The sequence below is a fragment of the Shimia sp. genome (genome assembly GCF_022448905.1).
Lineage (GTDB): Bacteria > Pseudomonadota > Alphaproteobacteria > Rhodobacterales > Rhodobacteraceae > Shimia.
The window spans coordinates 40,839-56,908 of record NZ_JAKVCW010000022.1 but is presented as its reverse complement, the minus strand read 5'-3'; the positions used below and the strand labels follow the sequence as shown (position 1 = coordinate 56,908).

The 16,070-nt window shown below is 56.1% G+C and carries 14 protein-coding genes; 1 reads left to right on the top strand and 13 read right to left on the bottom strand.

Annotated features, from left to right (window positions below):
* Window positions 1-423 precede the first annotated feature (423 nt).
* Window positions 424-1,146 (top strand): transglycosylase domain-containing protein, encoded by a 723-nt coding sequence (locus tag MK208_RS19770; RefSeq protein WP_294119388.1) that lies wholly within the window; start codon window positions 424-426, stop codon window positions 1,144-1,146.
* Window positions 1,147-1,487: 341 nt separating this feature from the next.
* On the opposite strand, the gene MK208_RS19765 is transcribed toward MK208_RS19770, so the two are convergent.
* The 13 genes from MK208_RS19765 to MK208_RS19705 form a co-directional block, all read right to left on the bottom strand.
* Complete coding sequence (locus MK208_RS19765; RefSeq protein WP_294119387.1) at window positions 1,488-2,171, bottom strand: ATP-binding cassette domain-containing protein; 684 nt, start codon at window positions 2,169-2,171, stop codon at window positions 1,488-1,490.
* A complete protein-coding gene (locus MK208_RS19760) occupies window positions 2,168-3,913 on the bottom strand; it encodes an ATP-binding cassette domain-containing protein (protein WP_294119385.1) in 1,746 nt (581 codons plus the stop codon). Before MK208_RS19760 ends, MK208_RS19765 begins: the two co-directional genes overlap by 4 nt.
* Entirely contained in the window at window positions 3,888-4,736 is an 849-nt protein-coding gene (locus tag MK208_RS19755; RefSeq protein WP_294119383.1) for a branched-chain amino acid ABC transporter permease, read from the bottom strand. The genes MK208_RS19760 and MK208_RS19755 overlap by 26 nt, the downstream gene beginning before the upstream one ends.
* Before the next feature lie 10 nt (window positions 4,737-4,746).
* The gene (locus MK208_RS19750) at window positions 4,747-5,895 is read right to left on the bottom strand and encodes a substrate-binding domain-containing protein (RefSeq protein WP_294119381.1); all 1,149 of its coding nucleotides are present in this window, start codon (window positions 5,893-5,895) and stop codon (window positions 4,747-4,749) included.
* A gap of 28 nt (window positions 5,896-5,923) precedes the next feature.
* Complete coding sequence (gene iaaH / locus MK208_RS19745) at window positions 5,924-7,306, bottom strand: indoleacetamide hydrolase (RefSeq protein ID WP_294119380.1); 1,383 nt, start codon at window positions 7,304-7,306, stop codon at window positions 5,924-5,926.
* Window positions 7,307-7,365: 59 nt separating this feature from the next.
* A complete protein-coding gene (locus MK208_RS19740) occupies window positions 7,366-8,124 on the bottom strand; it encodes a helix-turn-helix transcriptional regulator (RefSeq protein WP_294119378.1) in 759 nt (252 codons plus the stop codon).
* A 691-nt stretch (window positions 8,125-8,815) separates the two neighbouring features.
* Complete coding sequence (locus MK208_RS19735) at window positions 8,816-10,438, bottom strand: dihydroxyacetone kinase subunit DhaK (RefSeq protein ID WP_294119376.1); 1,623 nt, start codon at window positions 10,436-10,438, stop codon at window positions 8,816-8,818.
* 11 nt (window positions 10,439-10,449) lie between these two features.
* Window positions 10,450-11,445 (bottom strand): ABC transporter ATP-binding protein, encoded by a 996-nt coding sequence (locus tag MK208_RS19730; protein WP_294119373.1) that lies wholly within the window; start codon window positions 11,443-11,445, stop codon window positions 10,450-10,452.
* Window positions 11,438-12,535 (bottom strand): ABC transporter ATP-binding protein, encoded by a 1,098-nt coding sequence (locus MK208_RS19725; RefSeq protein ID WP_294119371.1) that lies wholly within the window; start codon window positions 12,533-12,535, stop codon window positions 11,438-11,440. Before MK208_RS19725 ends, MK208_RS19730 begins: the two co-directional genes overlap by 8 nt.
* 4 nt (window positions 12,536-12,539) lie before the next feature.
* Complete coding sequence (locus tag MK208_RS19720; protein ID WP_294119369.1) at window positions 12,540-12,728, bottom strand: hypothetical protein; 189 nt, start codon at window positions 12,726-12,728, stop codon at window positions 12,540-12,542.
* Entirely contained in the window at window positions 12,725-13,663 is a 939-nt protein-coding gene (locus tag MK208_RS19715) for a carbohydrate ABC transporter permease (protein WP_294119367.1), read from the bottom strand. Before MK208_RS19715 ends, MK208_RS19720 begins: the two co-directional genes overlap by 4 nt.
* The gene (locus MK208_RS19710; protein WP_294119365.1) at window positions 13,660-14,607 is read right to left on the bottom strand and encodes a sugar ABC transporter permease; all 948 of its coding nucleotides are present in this window, start codon (window positions 14,605-14,607) and stop codon (window positions 13,660-13,662) included. Before MK208_RS19710 ends, MK208_RS19715 begins: the two co-directional genes overlap by 4 nt.
* Window positions 14,608-14,735: 128 nt before the next feature.
* Window positions 14,736-16,052 (bottom strand): extracellular solute-binding protein, encoded by a 1,317-nt coding sequence (locus MK208_RS19705; RefSeq protein ID WP_294119364.1) that lies wholly within the window; start codon window positions 16,050-16,052, stop codon window positions 14,736-14,738.
* Between the last annotated feature and the right edge of the window lie 18 nt (window positions 16,053-16,070).

The following is a 16,070-nucleotide window of genomic DNA, read 5'->3' as shown; positions in this document are numbered from 1 at the left end:
AGACCTCTGCGCCACAAGTCCTTTCTGACGAACAGAAAGTCGCGTTATTCGACAGAATTTTGGCGGAAATGACGAAGGAATAATTGGTAGGAGGCGGCAGTCTCGCTCGAAAGCGGGTTAACAGATAGCGGAATGTTCAAAATGCTGCGTTCAGTCCAAGTTGAACAAGACGTTTCGGAGCTGCAGCCGAAGAGCAGGCGTTTACTGTTGTTGAGAAAGCTCTCCACGATAGTGAAAGCAGCGGCTGTTCAAGCCCTATCAGCCCCGAGTCAACGCTCTGCGTTTCAGAGTCCGGAAAGCCATCTTCGCAAGGCCTTGCAACGGCCCTTAGCGGACGTTAGATCACAGCGCAGCTAAGGTCTGCATCGAGCCCTCTTTGACAAATTCTGCGCAATGCACGAAGGGCCGCTTTAAGATGTTTCAGTGTTTCAATTCACCCTCGACTTCAGTATACCCCAAGGGGCAGGTTTCCTTGTTAGTGACGTGAACATGAGACGGATTTTTAGCATCGCATTGAGCCTATTCTTCCTCATTCTTGCGGGGGCCGTTGGCTACGGCGCCATTGGATATTGGGACGCCGTTCGTCAGGCAGATGCGTACGCAGTTCGCGCGGACAGTTTGATCGCTGACGGTCGCGGGCCAAATGATCTAGGCATTGAACAACTCAGGCAGCTTATCTTGGTGCAAGACCCGGAATTCCTTGACCATGCTGGCGTTGATCTCTCTACGGCCGGGGCGGGACTAACTACGATTTCCCAATCCCTCGCCAAGAGACTAGGATTCGAGGATTTTCGCCCCGGAATCGGGAAGATACGGCAGACAGGCTTCGCTATTGGTCTCGAACGGCAACTCGCCAAAGACCAGATACTCGCGCTTTGGCTCGACTCAGTTGAGATGGGGCGCGGTCCTGAAGGGTGGATGACGGGGTTCTTTGCGGCAAGTGAAAGCATCTATAGCCGAGCACCCTCTGAGTTCACCGATCAAGAGTATCATCGTCTGTTAGCTGTGCTAATCGCTCCGGGACGGTTCCGGCTTCTTGAAAGTGATGAAGAGCTAGACGACCGCGCTTCGCGGATTGCAAGACTCACATCCGGTGATTGCAGCCCAGAAAGTCAAAGTGATGTTTGGCTCGACGCCTGCGTGTAGATTTTGGTTCGCCAACTTGCCCCTTCTTTCATGAACCTGGATTGCTAACAGCGGATATTCGTAGTGAAGCGTCGAAGGGTAGCTTCGTCTCGCCTTGCTGCCAAAGCCGTCTCTGAGCCGAAGGTCCGGTTCTCCCGCAAGCCGTCATCGCGCTATCAAAGCGGTCGTTGCCTTGGTTTTGACGATCGCTGATTGGCCGCTAACCCAGACCAAGCGGTCACCTGACCGTTTTGCTCGGATGTCTCAGTTGAGCCCTTTGTGCCAAATGCTGCAGACAAAACGAATGACCGGTTTTTTGCTTCATCACTTTTCGAAGCGACCGGAATTGAGGCCGATCCCGACTACAAGCTTAAAATCGACCTCAAATCCGCACCCGACACCTCGTTGGCCGGTTTGTTCAGAACAACCGTTCCCGCGTCCAATCCAAGATACCAGGAAGAAATGCTGGTCAGAAAGGTCAGGTTCTGTTCACACAAAAGAACACCGACCCCTGCCGCCGCCCGTTCCTTCAGGCAATCGGCCATGTGGTAGATGTTCTCCGGCTGGACGCCCTCTGACGGCTCGTCAAGGACGATCAGCTTGGTGTCTTCGATCATGCTTCGGACAAAGGCCAGAATTTTCCGCTCCCCGCCCGACATGGTGCCCGCAGGTTGGTCCAACCGTTCCGCCAGCCTCGGAAACCGTTCGAAATACCGATCCGGTGCTTCGCGGTTGGAGCCCAAGTTCAGGTTCTCCCTGACCGTCAGATCATCAAACACCATGGATGTTTGCGGCATGTAACCGAAACCCAGTTCACGGCGGGCATACGCGGGTAGCGTGCCGACAGAGCTTCCCTCTAATCGGATTTCACCTGCACCTGCGATCAGGCTACCTTGCACCAGCCGGGCGAGGGTAGTTTTGCCAACGCCGTTTCTACCGAAGACACCAAGAACACTGCCCGTTTCAATCCGGGCTGAGACGTCGAACAGCACGTTGGTGTCGCGATACCCGCCGGTCAGGTTGTCAATTTCCAGAAGCGCGGTCATTTCGTTCCTCCGGAATAAACAGCTTGAACTTCCGGGTTGCTTCGTACTGTTTCGAACGTATCAAACGCCAGAACCTGCCCTAGGTGCATAACAAGAACCTTGTCCGAGATTGCTTCAACGATGCTTATGTCGTGTTCGATGACAATGACCAGACCACCTGTTTCCGCCTGATATTCCCGAACCAGATTGGTCATCAGCGCCGTTTCATCCGGTGAAAGACCTGCACAGGGTTCGTCCAGCAGCAGCACCTGAGGTTCCGCCGCGATGGTCATCGCGTATTCCAGAAACTGGCGGTGGCCCTGTGGCAGGTGCTCGACCGGTTCGACAAGCTCTTCCTGAAGCGGTACCGAGGAATGTTCTAACAGGTCAGACAGCGATTTCGATCGCCATTGATAGGTTGAAGGGCGGAAAAGATCGATTAGCCGCGCGCGGTTTGCCATCATGGCAATGGACAGGTTCTCAGACACGTTCATGGAAAAGAACACCGAGGGCACCTGCAATTTGCGGCCAATCCCGCTGTGCAGAGCCTTATAGGGAGGTCTCGAGTCAATTCTGCGCTTCCCAAGTGCAATGCTGCCGTCGGTTATGCGGAGATTGCCGGTGATGGTGTTGAGCGCGCTGGTTTTACCCGCGCCGTTTGGCCCGATGACGCTGACGATGCCTGTAGGCGGGGTCTCAAAAGACACGCCGTTCAGGATGCGGACGACGCCGATTTGCAGATGAACATCGTCAAAGCGAAGGGGGGCATCAGAATCAACCACCTTGGTTGTCGGGGCGGCGATGGCCTCGAAGGACTTGCCGATTTTCGCAGGTCGAATGCGCCGGTATCCCGACTCGAGCAGTTCAGCGATTCCACCGGGTGCCTTTAGTACGACGAGGATGAAGGCGGCGGCCATCAGTAGTTCCCAATAAGGGAAACTGTCGCGCAATTCGGCTGAGGCCCAGCCGACGATGACTGCTCCGATCAGAGGTCCGAGAACGTGGAAGCGCCCCCCCACGGCTGTTAGGATCACCATCTCTGCCGACAGGCCAAATCCCATCGACGTCGGCGTCACGATGCCTTGATGCGAGGCAAACAAGCCCCCAGACAATGCGGCGATGACGGCTGAAAAGGCAAAGACCGCCCCCTTAACAACATGGGTCGGAAAGCCGAGCAATTGCAGGCGAGGTTCGTTGTCTGCAACCGCCTTGGCGATCAGGTTGACCGGTAACTTGTTCAACACATAAAGAAGCAGGCTTACTACAACAGTGGCAGCGACGATGACGTAATAAAAACTGCCGAACGGGTCGAGATTGCCGAGGCTGTCGAAACCGCTCATCCCATTGAAGCCACCGGTTAGGTTGGTCATCGTGCCTGCGACCTGCTCAGCGATCATCACCAAGGCCAGCGTGATCAGCGAGAAGTACGGCCCGCTTTCATTCCGACCCCGAAAGATCAGCGCGGCCAAGAGGAATGAAAAAACCGAAATGGCAGCCAGCACGGCGGTAGCAAGGGCCAGGTCAATGATTAGACCACTCTCGGCGCGAAGGGTGATGGCTGTGACGTAGGCCGCAAATCCGAAGAAGAGCGCCTGACCCAGCGGCAAGACCCCGGTCTTGCCCCAGAGATAGCCGATACCCTGTGCGGCGACGCCGTAGATCAGGTAGAGCCCGATCTGGTAGGCCACGAAGTCCCCGAACAACTCGGGGATCAGAAGCAAGACTGCCAGAAGCAGACTAACGGGAAGAAGAACGTATACCATCGGGTTTCAGCCAGAGAAAGAGAATAGAGAGAGTGAGAACAGCCAGATAGCCATAGGTTTGGTTGGCGACGGCCCCGAGGACAGATTGTGTTCCCGCGATGATGCCAGCACCTATGCCAAGCCCTTCGAGGTTGCCAAGACCGCCGACGACCAGGGCGAAGAACGAGCGGATCAGGTAATCGAGCCCCATCATTGGTTCGATGCGGATGGTGGGCGCCAGTATCAGCCCAGCCAGTCCGGCGGTGCAGCAACCAAAGATAAATGCTCCTGCGGACAAACGGGCGGTATTGATGCCGATGGCCTCAGCCAGGTCCGGGTTGCCCACCATGGCTTTAATGCGGGTTGCGACTTTAGAGCGGGTGTTCCACCAATAAAGCGCAGCAAATCCGACGATGATGCCGATGATGACGACTATGCGATAGGCGGGGTAGTCGGCTCCGAGAATGCTGAGCGTACCGCCGATCGGCGGGCTGACGGATTGATAGCCGCGTCCGAAGATCAACTCCACCGCTTCGCGTAGCAGAATGGCAATGCCCCAAGTGGCCAGAAGGCTGTCGAACATCCGGCCATAGAGATGGCGGATGATCGTGCGCTCAAGTGCAAAGGCAACCAGCGCCACAGTCAATAGGCACATAGGAACCTGCAACCAGCCAGGCAGGCCCATTGATGATGTGATGACCGGGGCATAGGCCCCGATCATCACAAATTCCCCATGCGCCATATTCATGATCTGAAGCTTGCCAAACACGATGGCAAGCCCAAGGGCGACAAGTGCTAGAGTGCTGATCTGCCAGGCAAGGTTTAGGAAAAGAACTGACGACATGGCTGGGAGGTCAGTTTGCGCAGGCTTCAGAGGAAGCCACGTTGCCAAACGACGCGACGATGTTGAACGCCCCGCCACTTCCATCGGCGAGATAAATCGTCTGTGCCATATGACGACCGGTCAGCGTGTTGTCGCCCCGCGGCGTGCTCCATGTGGTGCCCTCTGCGGCGGCGTCCATGGCGTCGACATCAAGGCTACCTGCCTTGTTGGCCAGTGCAGCCAGCAGCATCAGACCCTCATAAGCCGACTGACCGAGACCGTTCAGGGCTGGTGCGTCTGCACCGAATGCTGCCGAAAAGTCCGCGGCAAACGACGCCGCAGCTTCAGATTCGATGGAGGCGAAGTAGCCCGAAGATGAATACAGACGATCCGCGTTGTCCGCACCGATCCCGGCAAGGGTGTTCTCTTCAATCAGAGTGCCCAGGCGAATGGCCTGTTCATCCAGACCAAAGCCTGCGAAGCTGACGTTGAAGCCCACGGAACCGCCGCCGACAAGGGTAATTAGCACCGCGTCGGCACCGCTTTCCTTGATACGTTGAAGAGACGAGTCGAATTCGGAAACCGTGAAGGGCACGTATTCCTCGCCCACGACCTCACCGCCTGCATCGGCGATATAGGTTTTGGCCAGGGCGTTAGTATCACGGGGCCAGTTGTAATCATGGCCGATCAGATACCATTTGGACACGCCTTCGGACTCAGTTAGGTGCGGGATGACCGGGGCAAGCTGCTGGCTCGGGGTTTCGCCTGTGACGTACAGACCGGTTGCACAGGAATTGCCTTCGTAGACCGGCGTATAGACATACGGAATCTGCCCGTTGAAGCGACCGATCAAGGCCTCTCGAACCGCCGAGTCATGCATGCCGACAAAAGCCTGAGCGCCTTCGCCTTTCCACAGGCGCAGTGCAGCCTGCGCTGCCTCGGCCGGAGGAACGCCAACATCGGCGAAGACCAATTCGATCTGTTCGCCATTGATCCCGCCGCTCGCATTGATCGTCTCGGCGGCCAATGTAGCCGAGTTCCGTGTGGACGGCCCGAAGAGGCCTGCCGGACCAGAATCCGGCACAAGAACGCCGATCTTGATGTCGGCTGCGGCGGATACTGTTCCGAGAGCCAGGACCGTGGCCGCACCGGCCAAGAGTTTCGTCGTTGATTTCAACATGAGTTCCTCCCTTTGTTGAAAGAGGCGCCTATTGCGCCATTGCTTTTTCCGCGGCCCGTGCCAAGGCCAGGAGTGACCGGTCCTTGCCGGGCATGGCATCGAACTCGATGCCGACTGGAAGGCCCGAAGACACAGGGCATGGAAGCGAAATGCCGGGGGCACCTACATTCGATCCCAGGTCCGTATTGCGGATGTAGGTCGGGAAGGTTGGGACCTGTTCGCCGTTCAGGGTGACCGTCTCGTCCTCGCCGATGGGTCTTGCAGGCAGGGGCGTCGTCGGGAAGACAATCGCGTCCAGCCTATATTTTTCGAAAACCTGACCGTAAATCTGACGCATTGCCGAGCGATGCTCGTCCATCGCCGCCCTGTAGGCTGCCTCCGGCATCGCCTCTTCCCCAAGCTGGCTGCCAATGGCTCCGGCCACATCCGGTGAGCCTATGCCTGCAACGAGTGTTTCAAAGGAAATGTCCGGGGCGTGTTCCGTCAGATAGGCAGGCAGGTCGCGCATGACCTCGTAAAGCACGACCGGGAAACTGAAGGCTTCGTTATGCGGCCAGATCGGCTCGAATCTAACATCGACGAGCTTGGCCCCTGCGGCTGACAGGGTAGAGAGTTGCGCCTCGACCGCTTCGGCAACAACCGGATCGAGGTTGTCGAAGAACATCTGCCGGGGAACACCTAAAGTAACATTGCCCATCTCGACATCTGCGAGTTCCGTGTTGATGCCCGACAGAACGCTGTCGAACAGGGCGATATCCCGAACACTGCGGGCCAATGGTCCTACGGTATCGCGGGTGTGCGAGATCGGAACAACGCCATCGCCATCATACCGCCCGGTTGTCGGACGGAAGCCGATTACGCCACAGAGGGCTGCGGGAATACGGCAGGACCCGCCGGTATCAGTGCCCAGACCTGCGGGGAATATCCCGGCGGCGATGGCGGCTGCGGTGCCACCCGATGACCCGCCTGGGATCATGGACGGGTTAGCCGGATTGCGCACGGCCCCGGTGACCGCGTTGTTCGATGTGATGCCAAAGGCCAGTTCATGCATTCCGGCCTTGGCCCCGATGAACCCACCCGCCCGGATGATCCGCTGGACAACACCGGCATCCGTTGCCGGGGTATGATCAAGCAAAGCCTTCGTGCCGCCTGCAGTCGGGTAATTCGTGGTGTTGATGTTGTCCTTGGCCACGACCGGAAGGCCCGCAAGCGCCGCTCCCGGATTGGCCTCGAAGGCTTCGGTCGCTGCCCGAACGACATGTTCTGCATCGAAACTCTGAAGCGTATTCAGGTCCGCATGTTTCGCGGCCCGGTCCGCCAGGCCTTCGGCATATTCAGCCGCAGAAACCGACCCATCTCTGATCGCGGCAACCGTGGCGACCGCATCCAAACGCTCCAAATCCAGCGACATCCTTGCCTCCCTGATGTTTGGGAAACAGGATAGAAACTGGCCGGTTCAGTTTCCTATCATCACAAATGATGATTTTTCTCGGCCAGGAATTGCGCCAGTTGCGTGCGTCTTTTCAGGCCCGATTTCCGGAAGAGGGACGCAATATGGGAACGCAGCGTGGGCTTGGAGACGCCGAGCTTGCCGCAGATTTCGTCGTCTGTGAGCCCGGTAACCAAAAGGTCCGCCACCTCGGCTTCCCGAACCGTGAACCCCAGATCGTCGGCAATTTGGGCGAACCTCAGGGACGGCAACTGCTCGACTGCACTCCTCGCCCGGATCAGGGCATTGACCAGGCTCGGCCCCACGGCGTCCACGATTTGAGCCTCCCTGGATGTAAAGTCCTCACGGTTCGCCCCACGCCATATCCTCAGGTCGCCGATATTGTCGCCCCGGTCATAGGCGAAGTAGTTCATGCCGTAGCACAGGCCGTCCTGCTTCAGGAAATCATTGAAGAACTCGGTCTTGACCAGACGGTCATGCCGCATCACTTCGCTAACTGGCGTCGCCTTCTTTCGTTTTTGCAGGGTCGGCGTGATCGGGTCGTGAAACTGGAAGTAGCTTTCGTAGCGACGCAAGTTGTCGTCGGTCATGTTGATCTGAACACAGGACACGAATTTCTGAGCATCCTCATCCCAGACGTAGGACGCGAAATAATCGGCCTTGAGAAGATCAAGCATCTTCTGACCCACACGCCGACGAACCTCGGAATGGTCAAATTCTCCACTCAGGTCACGCATAATCGAAAAGATCAGATCGGCTTCTTCGTCGGTTAGGTTCATGGTCAGCTTTACGATTGAAAGTCGTCACCATTGTCTCCACATCTTAGTTCGTAGGCAAGTGGCGCTATTCTGTTGGTGAAATACAAAGGTTTTCCAGCGAGCATGCCGAAAGCAGACTTTTGAGCGTCAAATGCATAAGTCCGGAAAGTCCCGCGTAGTAGACCTTGGTGCGAACCGCAGCGAAAGTCGGCTATCCGCCCGGCCTGCATGTGTCGGCCCGCCTAACTGGTAACCATGCATGGGTCCGCTTTGGGCTGGCACCAGCAGTTGATAACCTTGGTTCGCGCGCAGCTTCGCTGCGGACACGCTGCCGCACTGCCGCAAGTCCGGTTCGAGCCCACTTTGGCCGATGCTGCGCGATGTCCCAATGTCGGCAATGCGCAGCTACCAGTCGCGGCACTCAGATAGGTGAACGGCAGCTTTATCTCGCATTGGCGCCGTTCAACCAAGTTGCGGCGATCGGCAGCTACGAGCCTTCACTGAATACCGTACTTCTCATTAATGTCGACCGCGAATTGCTGCTATCGGCCATCGCAAAGAAGCCCCAAACCGGAAGCACTACAACGTTCGTCAAATAAGTGCTGTTTTCACATTTTTTGACCACCATCCGAGATCGAAAAATTGGTTTTATCTCTTTGCTTTTGTTATCGGGAAACTTGCAGCGAAGTGTACAGAATTTATCTTTGCAACATCACACGGAGAGTCTTTCCAATAATCGCGCGACAGCCTCGGCGCCAGGGTCGATATTGCCACGCAGCTGCTCTGGATTGATATAAGACGCCCGACCTGCTCGGGCACGATCCATGTGCGCGGTTTGGTTGGCACCTGCACGTGCGGCTTCGGCGGCCTGCGGCAAGCCACCGTCCAGTTTTTCCAGCGCAGGTTTGAGCGCGTCAATCATGGTACGATCCCCCAGATTAGCGCCACCGATCTCCTGCATTCGGTTCAGACCTGAGTGCAAGGCCTCGCTCATCGACAAACCGCTTGAGGCTGCGTCTCCTGCTGCGGCAAAAAAGATAGCCAGTAACACGCCGGAAGAACCACCCATGGTCTGGCTCAACTCCTGACCAATCGCCCGGTAAAGCTGAGTGTGATCAGCCAGCGGTAATTCATCCATCGCCTTAAGCAATGCGCGGGCAGCGCCCGCCAATGTCGTTCCCGTATCCCCATCACCGGACTTTGCATCCAAAGCGTTCAGATCGCCCTCTGCCGCGATCAGGATTTCGCAACAACGTGTCAGGAAAGACCGGGTTTCGGCATGGTCTGACGCAAGCGGACGAATGGGTTTCAGGCCGTCGGGCAATTGCATGATTTCAACCGGACTAACTGAATTCACGCCAGGCCAGGCGCTCAGCTGCGTGGTGGCTTGCAGGGCCATCAATTCCTCTGGGCTGGCACAATAGAGTGATACTGAAAAGCCACGCATTTCCAGCGACGTCATCATCGCTGCCGGTCCAACGATGTGGGAAATCTGCGCGCCAATTCCCGAATTCACCAACTCATGAGCCAGAATGGACATCTCAAGAACCGAAGCCCCACCCAGATTGTTCAACAAGGCCACGTATTGTTTGTTCGGATCAATAGAGGTGGCCAGCTTTTCGACCAATTGGCCAATGGCCGATTTGGCGTCAGAATAATCAATCTGTTCGACCCCCGCTTCGCCATGAATACCGAGACCAAGCTCAGCTTTGCCCAGAGGGATGCGCTCTTCCTTCGGAGCCCCCGGAACAGTGCATGTGTCCAGCGACATGCCGATCGAGCTCACACCTTTGATAACTTTCTCGGCAGCGGCTGTCACGGTCGCCAAATCTGCACCGTTTTCGGACAGCGCCCCCGCAATCTTGTGTACGAACAGTGTACCGGCGACGCCTCTTGCTTGTGGCAAGTCTGGAAGGGCCACATCATCGTCGACGATCACCATATTGACCCTGATGCCAAAAGCGCGCGCTCTTTCTGCGGCCAGACCGAAATTCAGCCTGTCGCCAGTATAATTTTTGACAACTAACAAACACCCCGCCGGGCCCGTCACCGCCAGAATTCCGGCAAGAACCGCATCGACGGAAGGCGAGGCAAAAACCTCGCCACATACGGCCGCTGTCAACATACCTTCGCCGACAAAGCCGGCATGCGCCGGTTCGTGCCCGGACCCACCGCCCGAGACGATTGCGACTTTTGACTTGTCCCAATCTGATCTGACAACAACGCGGATGTGCGGATAGCCGTCCAGTCGCTTTAACCGCCCGCCAGAGGTGGCGATTGTCCCGTCAACGGCTTCGGCAACGATGTCTTCTTTTTTGTTGATGAACTGTGTCATGCGATTTGTCCTTAGTGAATCCGGTCGCCTGCGGCGTCGAAGAAAAATGGGTTCTGCGGCGAAATGCGAACGATATCGCCTGCTGCAAGCTGGGTGTGAGCGTCTGTAACTGTGGTAAGATCATGATCCTTGAGTGACAGGTGCAGCCTTGTTTGATCGCCCAGATGTTCCACTCGCGTGACCAGACTTTCCTGACCTTCGCCCTGATGGATTTGCTCGGGGCGCAGTCCAATGGAAGTCGCACCTGTTGGGGCATGTCCAAAAAGATCTGCGGGCAGGATATTGATGCGCGGTTGCCCTAGGCGGCTGGCCGCGTAAATATCGACCGGGTCTTCGTAAATCTCTCTGGGCGATCCGAACTGGATCAGCTTGCCTTCGTTCAGAACGCCGACATGTGTGGCCATTGTCATGGCTTCGATCTGGTCATGTGTGACATAGAGTACAGTCGCGCCGGAATCCGCCTGTATGCTTTTAAGTTCAATCCGCAAATCCGCGCGCAACTTGGCGTCAAGAGAACTTAGCGGCTCGTCCATAAGGTAAAGCTCGGGACTGCGCACGAGCGCCCGACCGATTGACACCCGCTGCATTTCGCCACCGGACAGGGCCGTGGCCTTGTTGTCTAGCTTGTGCGCAATCTGAAGTGTTTCCGCCACGCGACTCACCTTGACCTTGATGTCTTCCTCTGAGGTCTTGAGCAGTGGAGAACGCAGGGGAAAGGCAAGGTTTTCATAGACCGTCAGATGCGGGTACAGCGAGTATTGCTGAAAAACCATCGCAACGTTGCGCTGGGCCGGGGTCAAACCCGCCAAGCTGTGGCCGTTCACTAGCACGTCGCCTCTGTCAGGTTTGTCCAGACCAGACACCATGCGCAGCGTTGTGGTTTTGCCCGCTCCTGTTGGTCCCAGCAGAACCACGAAGGCCCCATCGGGTATCGTCATGGACACATTGTTCAAGGCAAAAACGCCATCAAAGCTCTTGCTGATGTTACGAAGTTCTACCTCAGCCATGCTGCAATACTCCTTCATTTCCTGCCGACAACAAGGCGCGCTGGCTTTGTTTGTCAAAAACTGAAATCGAACGCTCGTCAAAACCCAATCCGGCTGTTTCACCCACGGCCACTTTCTTGCTGGAGGCGACGCGCGCTTTGACCTCTCCATTCGGAGTGTTCAGGGTGACTATCTGGGTGGTTCCCAGATATTCCGTTGCGATGACCTCACCCCGATAGGTGCTCGTGTCATTCAGGTGAACGTGCTCTGGCCGAATGCCCATGGCCAGATCACCTGTGGCGCCCGATCTCATTTGCGGGATGCTGATCTCGCTATCGCCCAGTGTCAGCGATGTTGCGCCACTGCCGACCATGCCGTGGAATTCCAGAAAGTTCATGGCAGGCGAGCCGATGAAGCTGGCGACAAACATCGTGGCAGGCCAATCATAGATGTCCTGCGGCACGCCAAATTGCTCGACAACGCCGTGGTTCATCACCACAATTTTGTCGCCCATTTGCATGGCCTCCAGCTGATCATGGGTCACGTAAACCGTGGTCGCGCCCATCCGGTCATGCAAAGCGCGCAGCTCCTCTGCCATATGCTCGCGAAACTCGGCGTCAAGGGCCCCCAACGGTTCGTCCATAAAGAAGGCTTTGGGATTACGCACAATCGCGCGCCCAAGTGCTACGCGTTGACGATCCCCGCCAGAAAGCCCACCAACTGGCTTCTTGAGGATGTCCGAAATGCCAAGGATCTGAGCGACCTCGTCGACCTTTTTCTTAGCCTCTGCCTTTGACATGCCCTGGCTCAGGAGCGGGTAGCTGATGTTTTTACCGACATTCATATGCGGATAGAGCGCAAACATCTGAAAGACAAAAGCAATATCGCGCTGACTGGCGGGCTTCATACCCACCTCTTCCCCATCAATGTAGATCTCTCCACTTGTGGGCAATTCAAGCCCGGCCATCATGCGCAGCGTGGTGGTTTTTCCACACCCCGAAGGCCCCAGCAGCATGAAGAACTCGCCATCTTCGATTGTGAATGTCGACGACTGAACCGCGTTGAAAGTTCCAAAGTCCTTGCGCACATTTTCGATACGTATTTGTGCCATCTGTTTACTCCGGAAAGTGGCTGACGATGATGAACATCACCGTGCCGCTCAGGGTGACAATGAAGGAATAGGTGAACAACCCAAGCAGAAAGGGTTGCATCAGCATGACCACTCCGACGGCGATCATTGTTGACGCCAGTATTTCCCACGCGCCGCGCCGTAGCCCAATCAAGCCATTGAAAAATTGTCTCATTTGCGTACCGCCCCAAAAGTGATCCCACGCAGCAAGTGTTTGCGCAGCAGGATGGTGAAAACCATAACCGGCACCAGAAAGATGGTGGCCCCGGCAGCGACAGCCGGCCAGTCTTTGCCGCCAACGCCTATGATTGTCGGGATAAAGGGTGGCGCGGTTTGCGCCGTGCCGGATGTCAGCAACACTGCAAAGGCGTATTCATTCCAGGCAAAAATCAGACAGAAGATCGCGGTCGAGGCGATACCCGTGGCCGCCTGCGGCAACACGACTTTGTAAAATGCCTGAAACCTTGTGTATCCATCGATCAGCGCAGCCTCTTCGTACTCCACCGGGATCTCGTCGATGAAGCCCTTCAGAAGCCAGACCGACAAGGACAGGTTCACCGCTGTGTACAGCAGGATCATTCCCAGATGCGTGTCATTCAGACCCAGCTGCCGGAACATCAGGAAAATTGGAATTGCGACCGCAATAGGCGGCATCATCCGCGTCGACAGGATAAAGAACAACAGATCGTCCTTAAGTGGCACTCGAAAGCGGCTGAATGCGTAGGCAGCAGCCGTGCCAAGCACCATGCAGAGCACGGTCGAGCCGAATCCGATGATGACAGAGTTCAGGAATCGTTCGCCATAGCGCGACGGGCCGGAAATGATCTGCCCCTGATCCCGCACGATTTTCTCGTACCATGTCTCTGCTGGTGGCAGAGCCGCCATATCACCTTCGGCAAGTCGCGTACGCGTTGTGAAAAGGTTTACGTATCCTTCCAGAGTTGGCTCGAACACCACCTTGGGCGGATAAGCGATCGAGTCCGCGGGTGATTTGAACCCGGTCGCCACGATCCACATCAACGGCAAGATCGTGATCACGGCGTAAAGGATAACAGCTGTCCCCGCGAACCATTTGGTCCGAATGGTTGGTTCAGTAACAGAAAAGCTCATCTTTCTTTGACCTTGTTCAAAGCTTTGACATAGATCGACGCGAGGCCAAACACGGTCACAAACAGGATCACCGCGTAGGCGGACGAATACCCTGTGCGCCATTTTTCAAAGGCTTCCCGCTTCAGATCTATGGATGTGAGGGTCGTGGTGTTGCCCGGCCCTCCGCCGGTTAGTTGCACCACAAGATCGAACATCTTGAAGTTTTCGATGCCACGGAACAGCACGGCCAACATCAGGAACGGTAGCACCATGGGAACCGTGATGGTCCAGAATTGGCGCCACTTACTTGCACGGTCACATTCTGCGGCTTCGTAGATTGAATCCGGGATGGAACGCAGCCCAGCCAGGCAAATCAGCATGACGAAGGGTGTCCACATCCATGTGTCGGCAATCACGATGGCCCATGGCGCCAGATGCACGTCCCCGATCATCGAGAAACTTGACGGATCCCCGCCAGTGAAGAACGTCACCACGTAGTTGAACAGACCGATTTGCGGCTGGTACAGAAAGGTCCAGAAGTTGCCAACAACCGCTGGGCTGAGCATCATGGGCAGTACGATAATCGTGGTCCACAGATCATTGCCCTTGAATTTCATGTTAATCAGGTAGGCCAGTGCGAACCCGATCAGCACCTGCAGCACGATGGTCCAGATCAAGAAATGGGCGGTCGCCTGCATCGTCATCCAGATGTCGCTGTCTGTCAGAATGCGCTCGTAGTTGCGTAATCCAATAAATTCGATATCGCGGTTGGCCCGGTTGACCTTGAAGTTTGTAAAGCTCAGCCTGATCGTCCAGATCAGCGGAAAGATGTTTACCGCCAGCAACAGAAAGATCGACGGAGCCACGAAAATCCAGGCAATCGCCCGGTCGGACAAGCCCCTGACTTTTTGCGCCATCGGCTGGGGCGTCGCCTGGGCGAGCTTCTCGATAGGTGTGTAAACCATTTTGGGGTCCTTCATCGGAACAGCGTTCCCTTAGATGAGGCTATTTCGGATGGGTCGTTTGATGCTCCCGACCAGCCTGGCGCCGGTCGGGAAATGAGTACCGAACAGGTTCGGCCCCGTGTCACTGCTCATATTTTGCCGTCGTCTTCGAAGACTTCGACCCAATCCTTGACCAGACCGTCCAGAGCTGTCTGCGCGGTGCCATTTCCGGCAATCACATAGTCATGAACACGCTGCTGCATTGCCAGCAACAGTTCGGCATAGGTCGGTTCCGCCCAGAAATCTTTGACGATCGCCATCGAGTCAAGGAAGGTCTGCGCATAGGGCTGACTGGTGGCAAAACCCGGATCTTCCACCACTGCTTTCAGAGCAGAATAGCCTCCCAGTTCCCACCAACGGGCCTGGATATCGGGCTGCGCAAACCACTTGATATATTCCAGTGCCGCGTCTTGCTTGTCAGAATACGCGACCACCGAAATCCCCTGTCCGCCAAGCTGTGCAAATTGACCGCTCGGCCCGGCTGGGTTGGGGAAATAACCTGATTTGCCACCGCCCACATTGGGATCGGCCTCAACACCCGGCCAGATGAAGGCAAAATTCATCTGAAGTGCGACCTGGCCCGATTTATAGGCATCAATGTTTTCGCCCATATACCAGTTGGAAGATCCCGGAGGAGTCGCTGTGTCGTAGAGGGTTTTGTAGAACTCCAGCCCCGCGGCCGCTTCGGCGGAATTTACAAAACCTTCAAGCTCGTAGGGGCTCTCAGGATTGCCATATTCAAATCCATAGTTGTAGAGCGCGTTGGTGACGCCCATGGTGATGCCTTCCGATCCACGCTCAGTATAGATCGCCGCGCCATAAACCTTTGTGCCGTCGATTTCCCGCTCCTGGAAAAACTGGGCTATGTTCTTGAGCTCGTCTAGCGTTTCAGGAACGGCAAGATCGTGCCCGTGTTTGGCTTTGTAAGCCTCCTGAATTTCCGGGCGTTCAAACCAATCTTTGCGGTATGTCCAGCCCACCACATCCCCAAACGCAGGCAGCGCCCAGTAGTTCGGCGTATTCTTTGGCCATTCCGCATAGCCTGTCACAGTGGCCGGGATGAAATCTTCCATAGTGATGCCTTCTGCATCGAAGAAATCGTTCAGTTTAACGTAGTGTCCGTTTTCGGCACCACCGCCGATCCACTGGCTGTCGCCAATCATCAGATCGCACAACTTGCCGCCGGAGTTCAGTTCGTTCAGCATCCGGTCGGCAAAGTTGGGCCAGGGCACAAACTCAAAGCTCATTTTGTGACCAGACTTCTCTTCGAAATCTTTGCTTAGTTCAATCAACGCATTGGCGGGATCCCATGCCGCCCAGCACAGCGTCAGGTCCTCTGCGCTTGCGACACCCGCGCCCGCAGTCAGTGCAGCCAACGCAACCGTACATGTCAGGTTGTTTCTCATTCCTTAGTCCTCCCTATT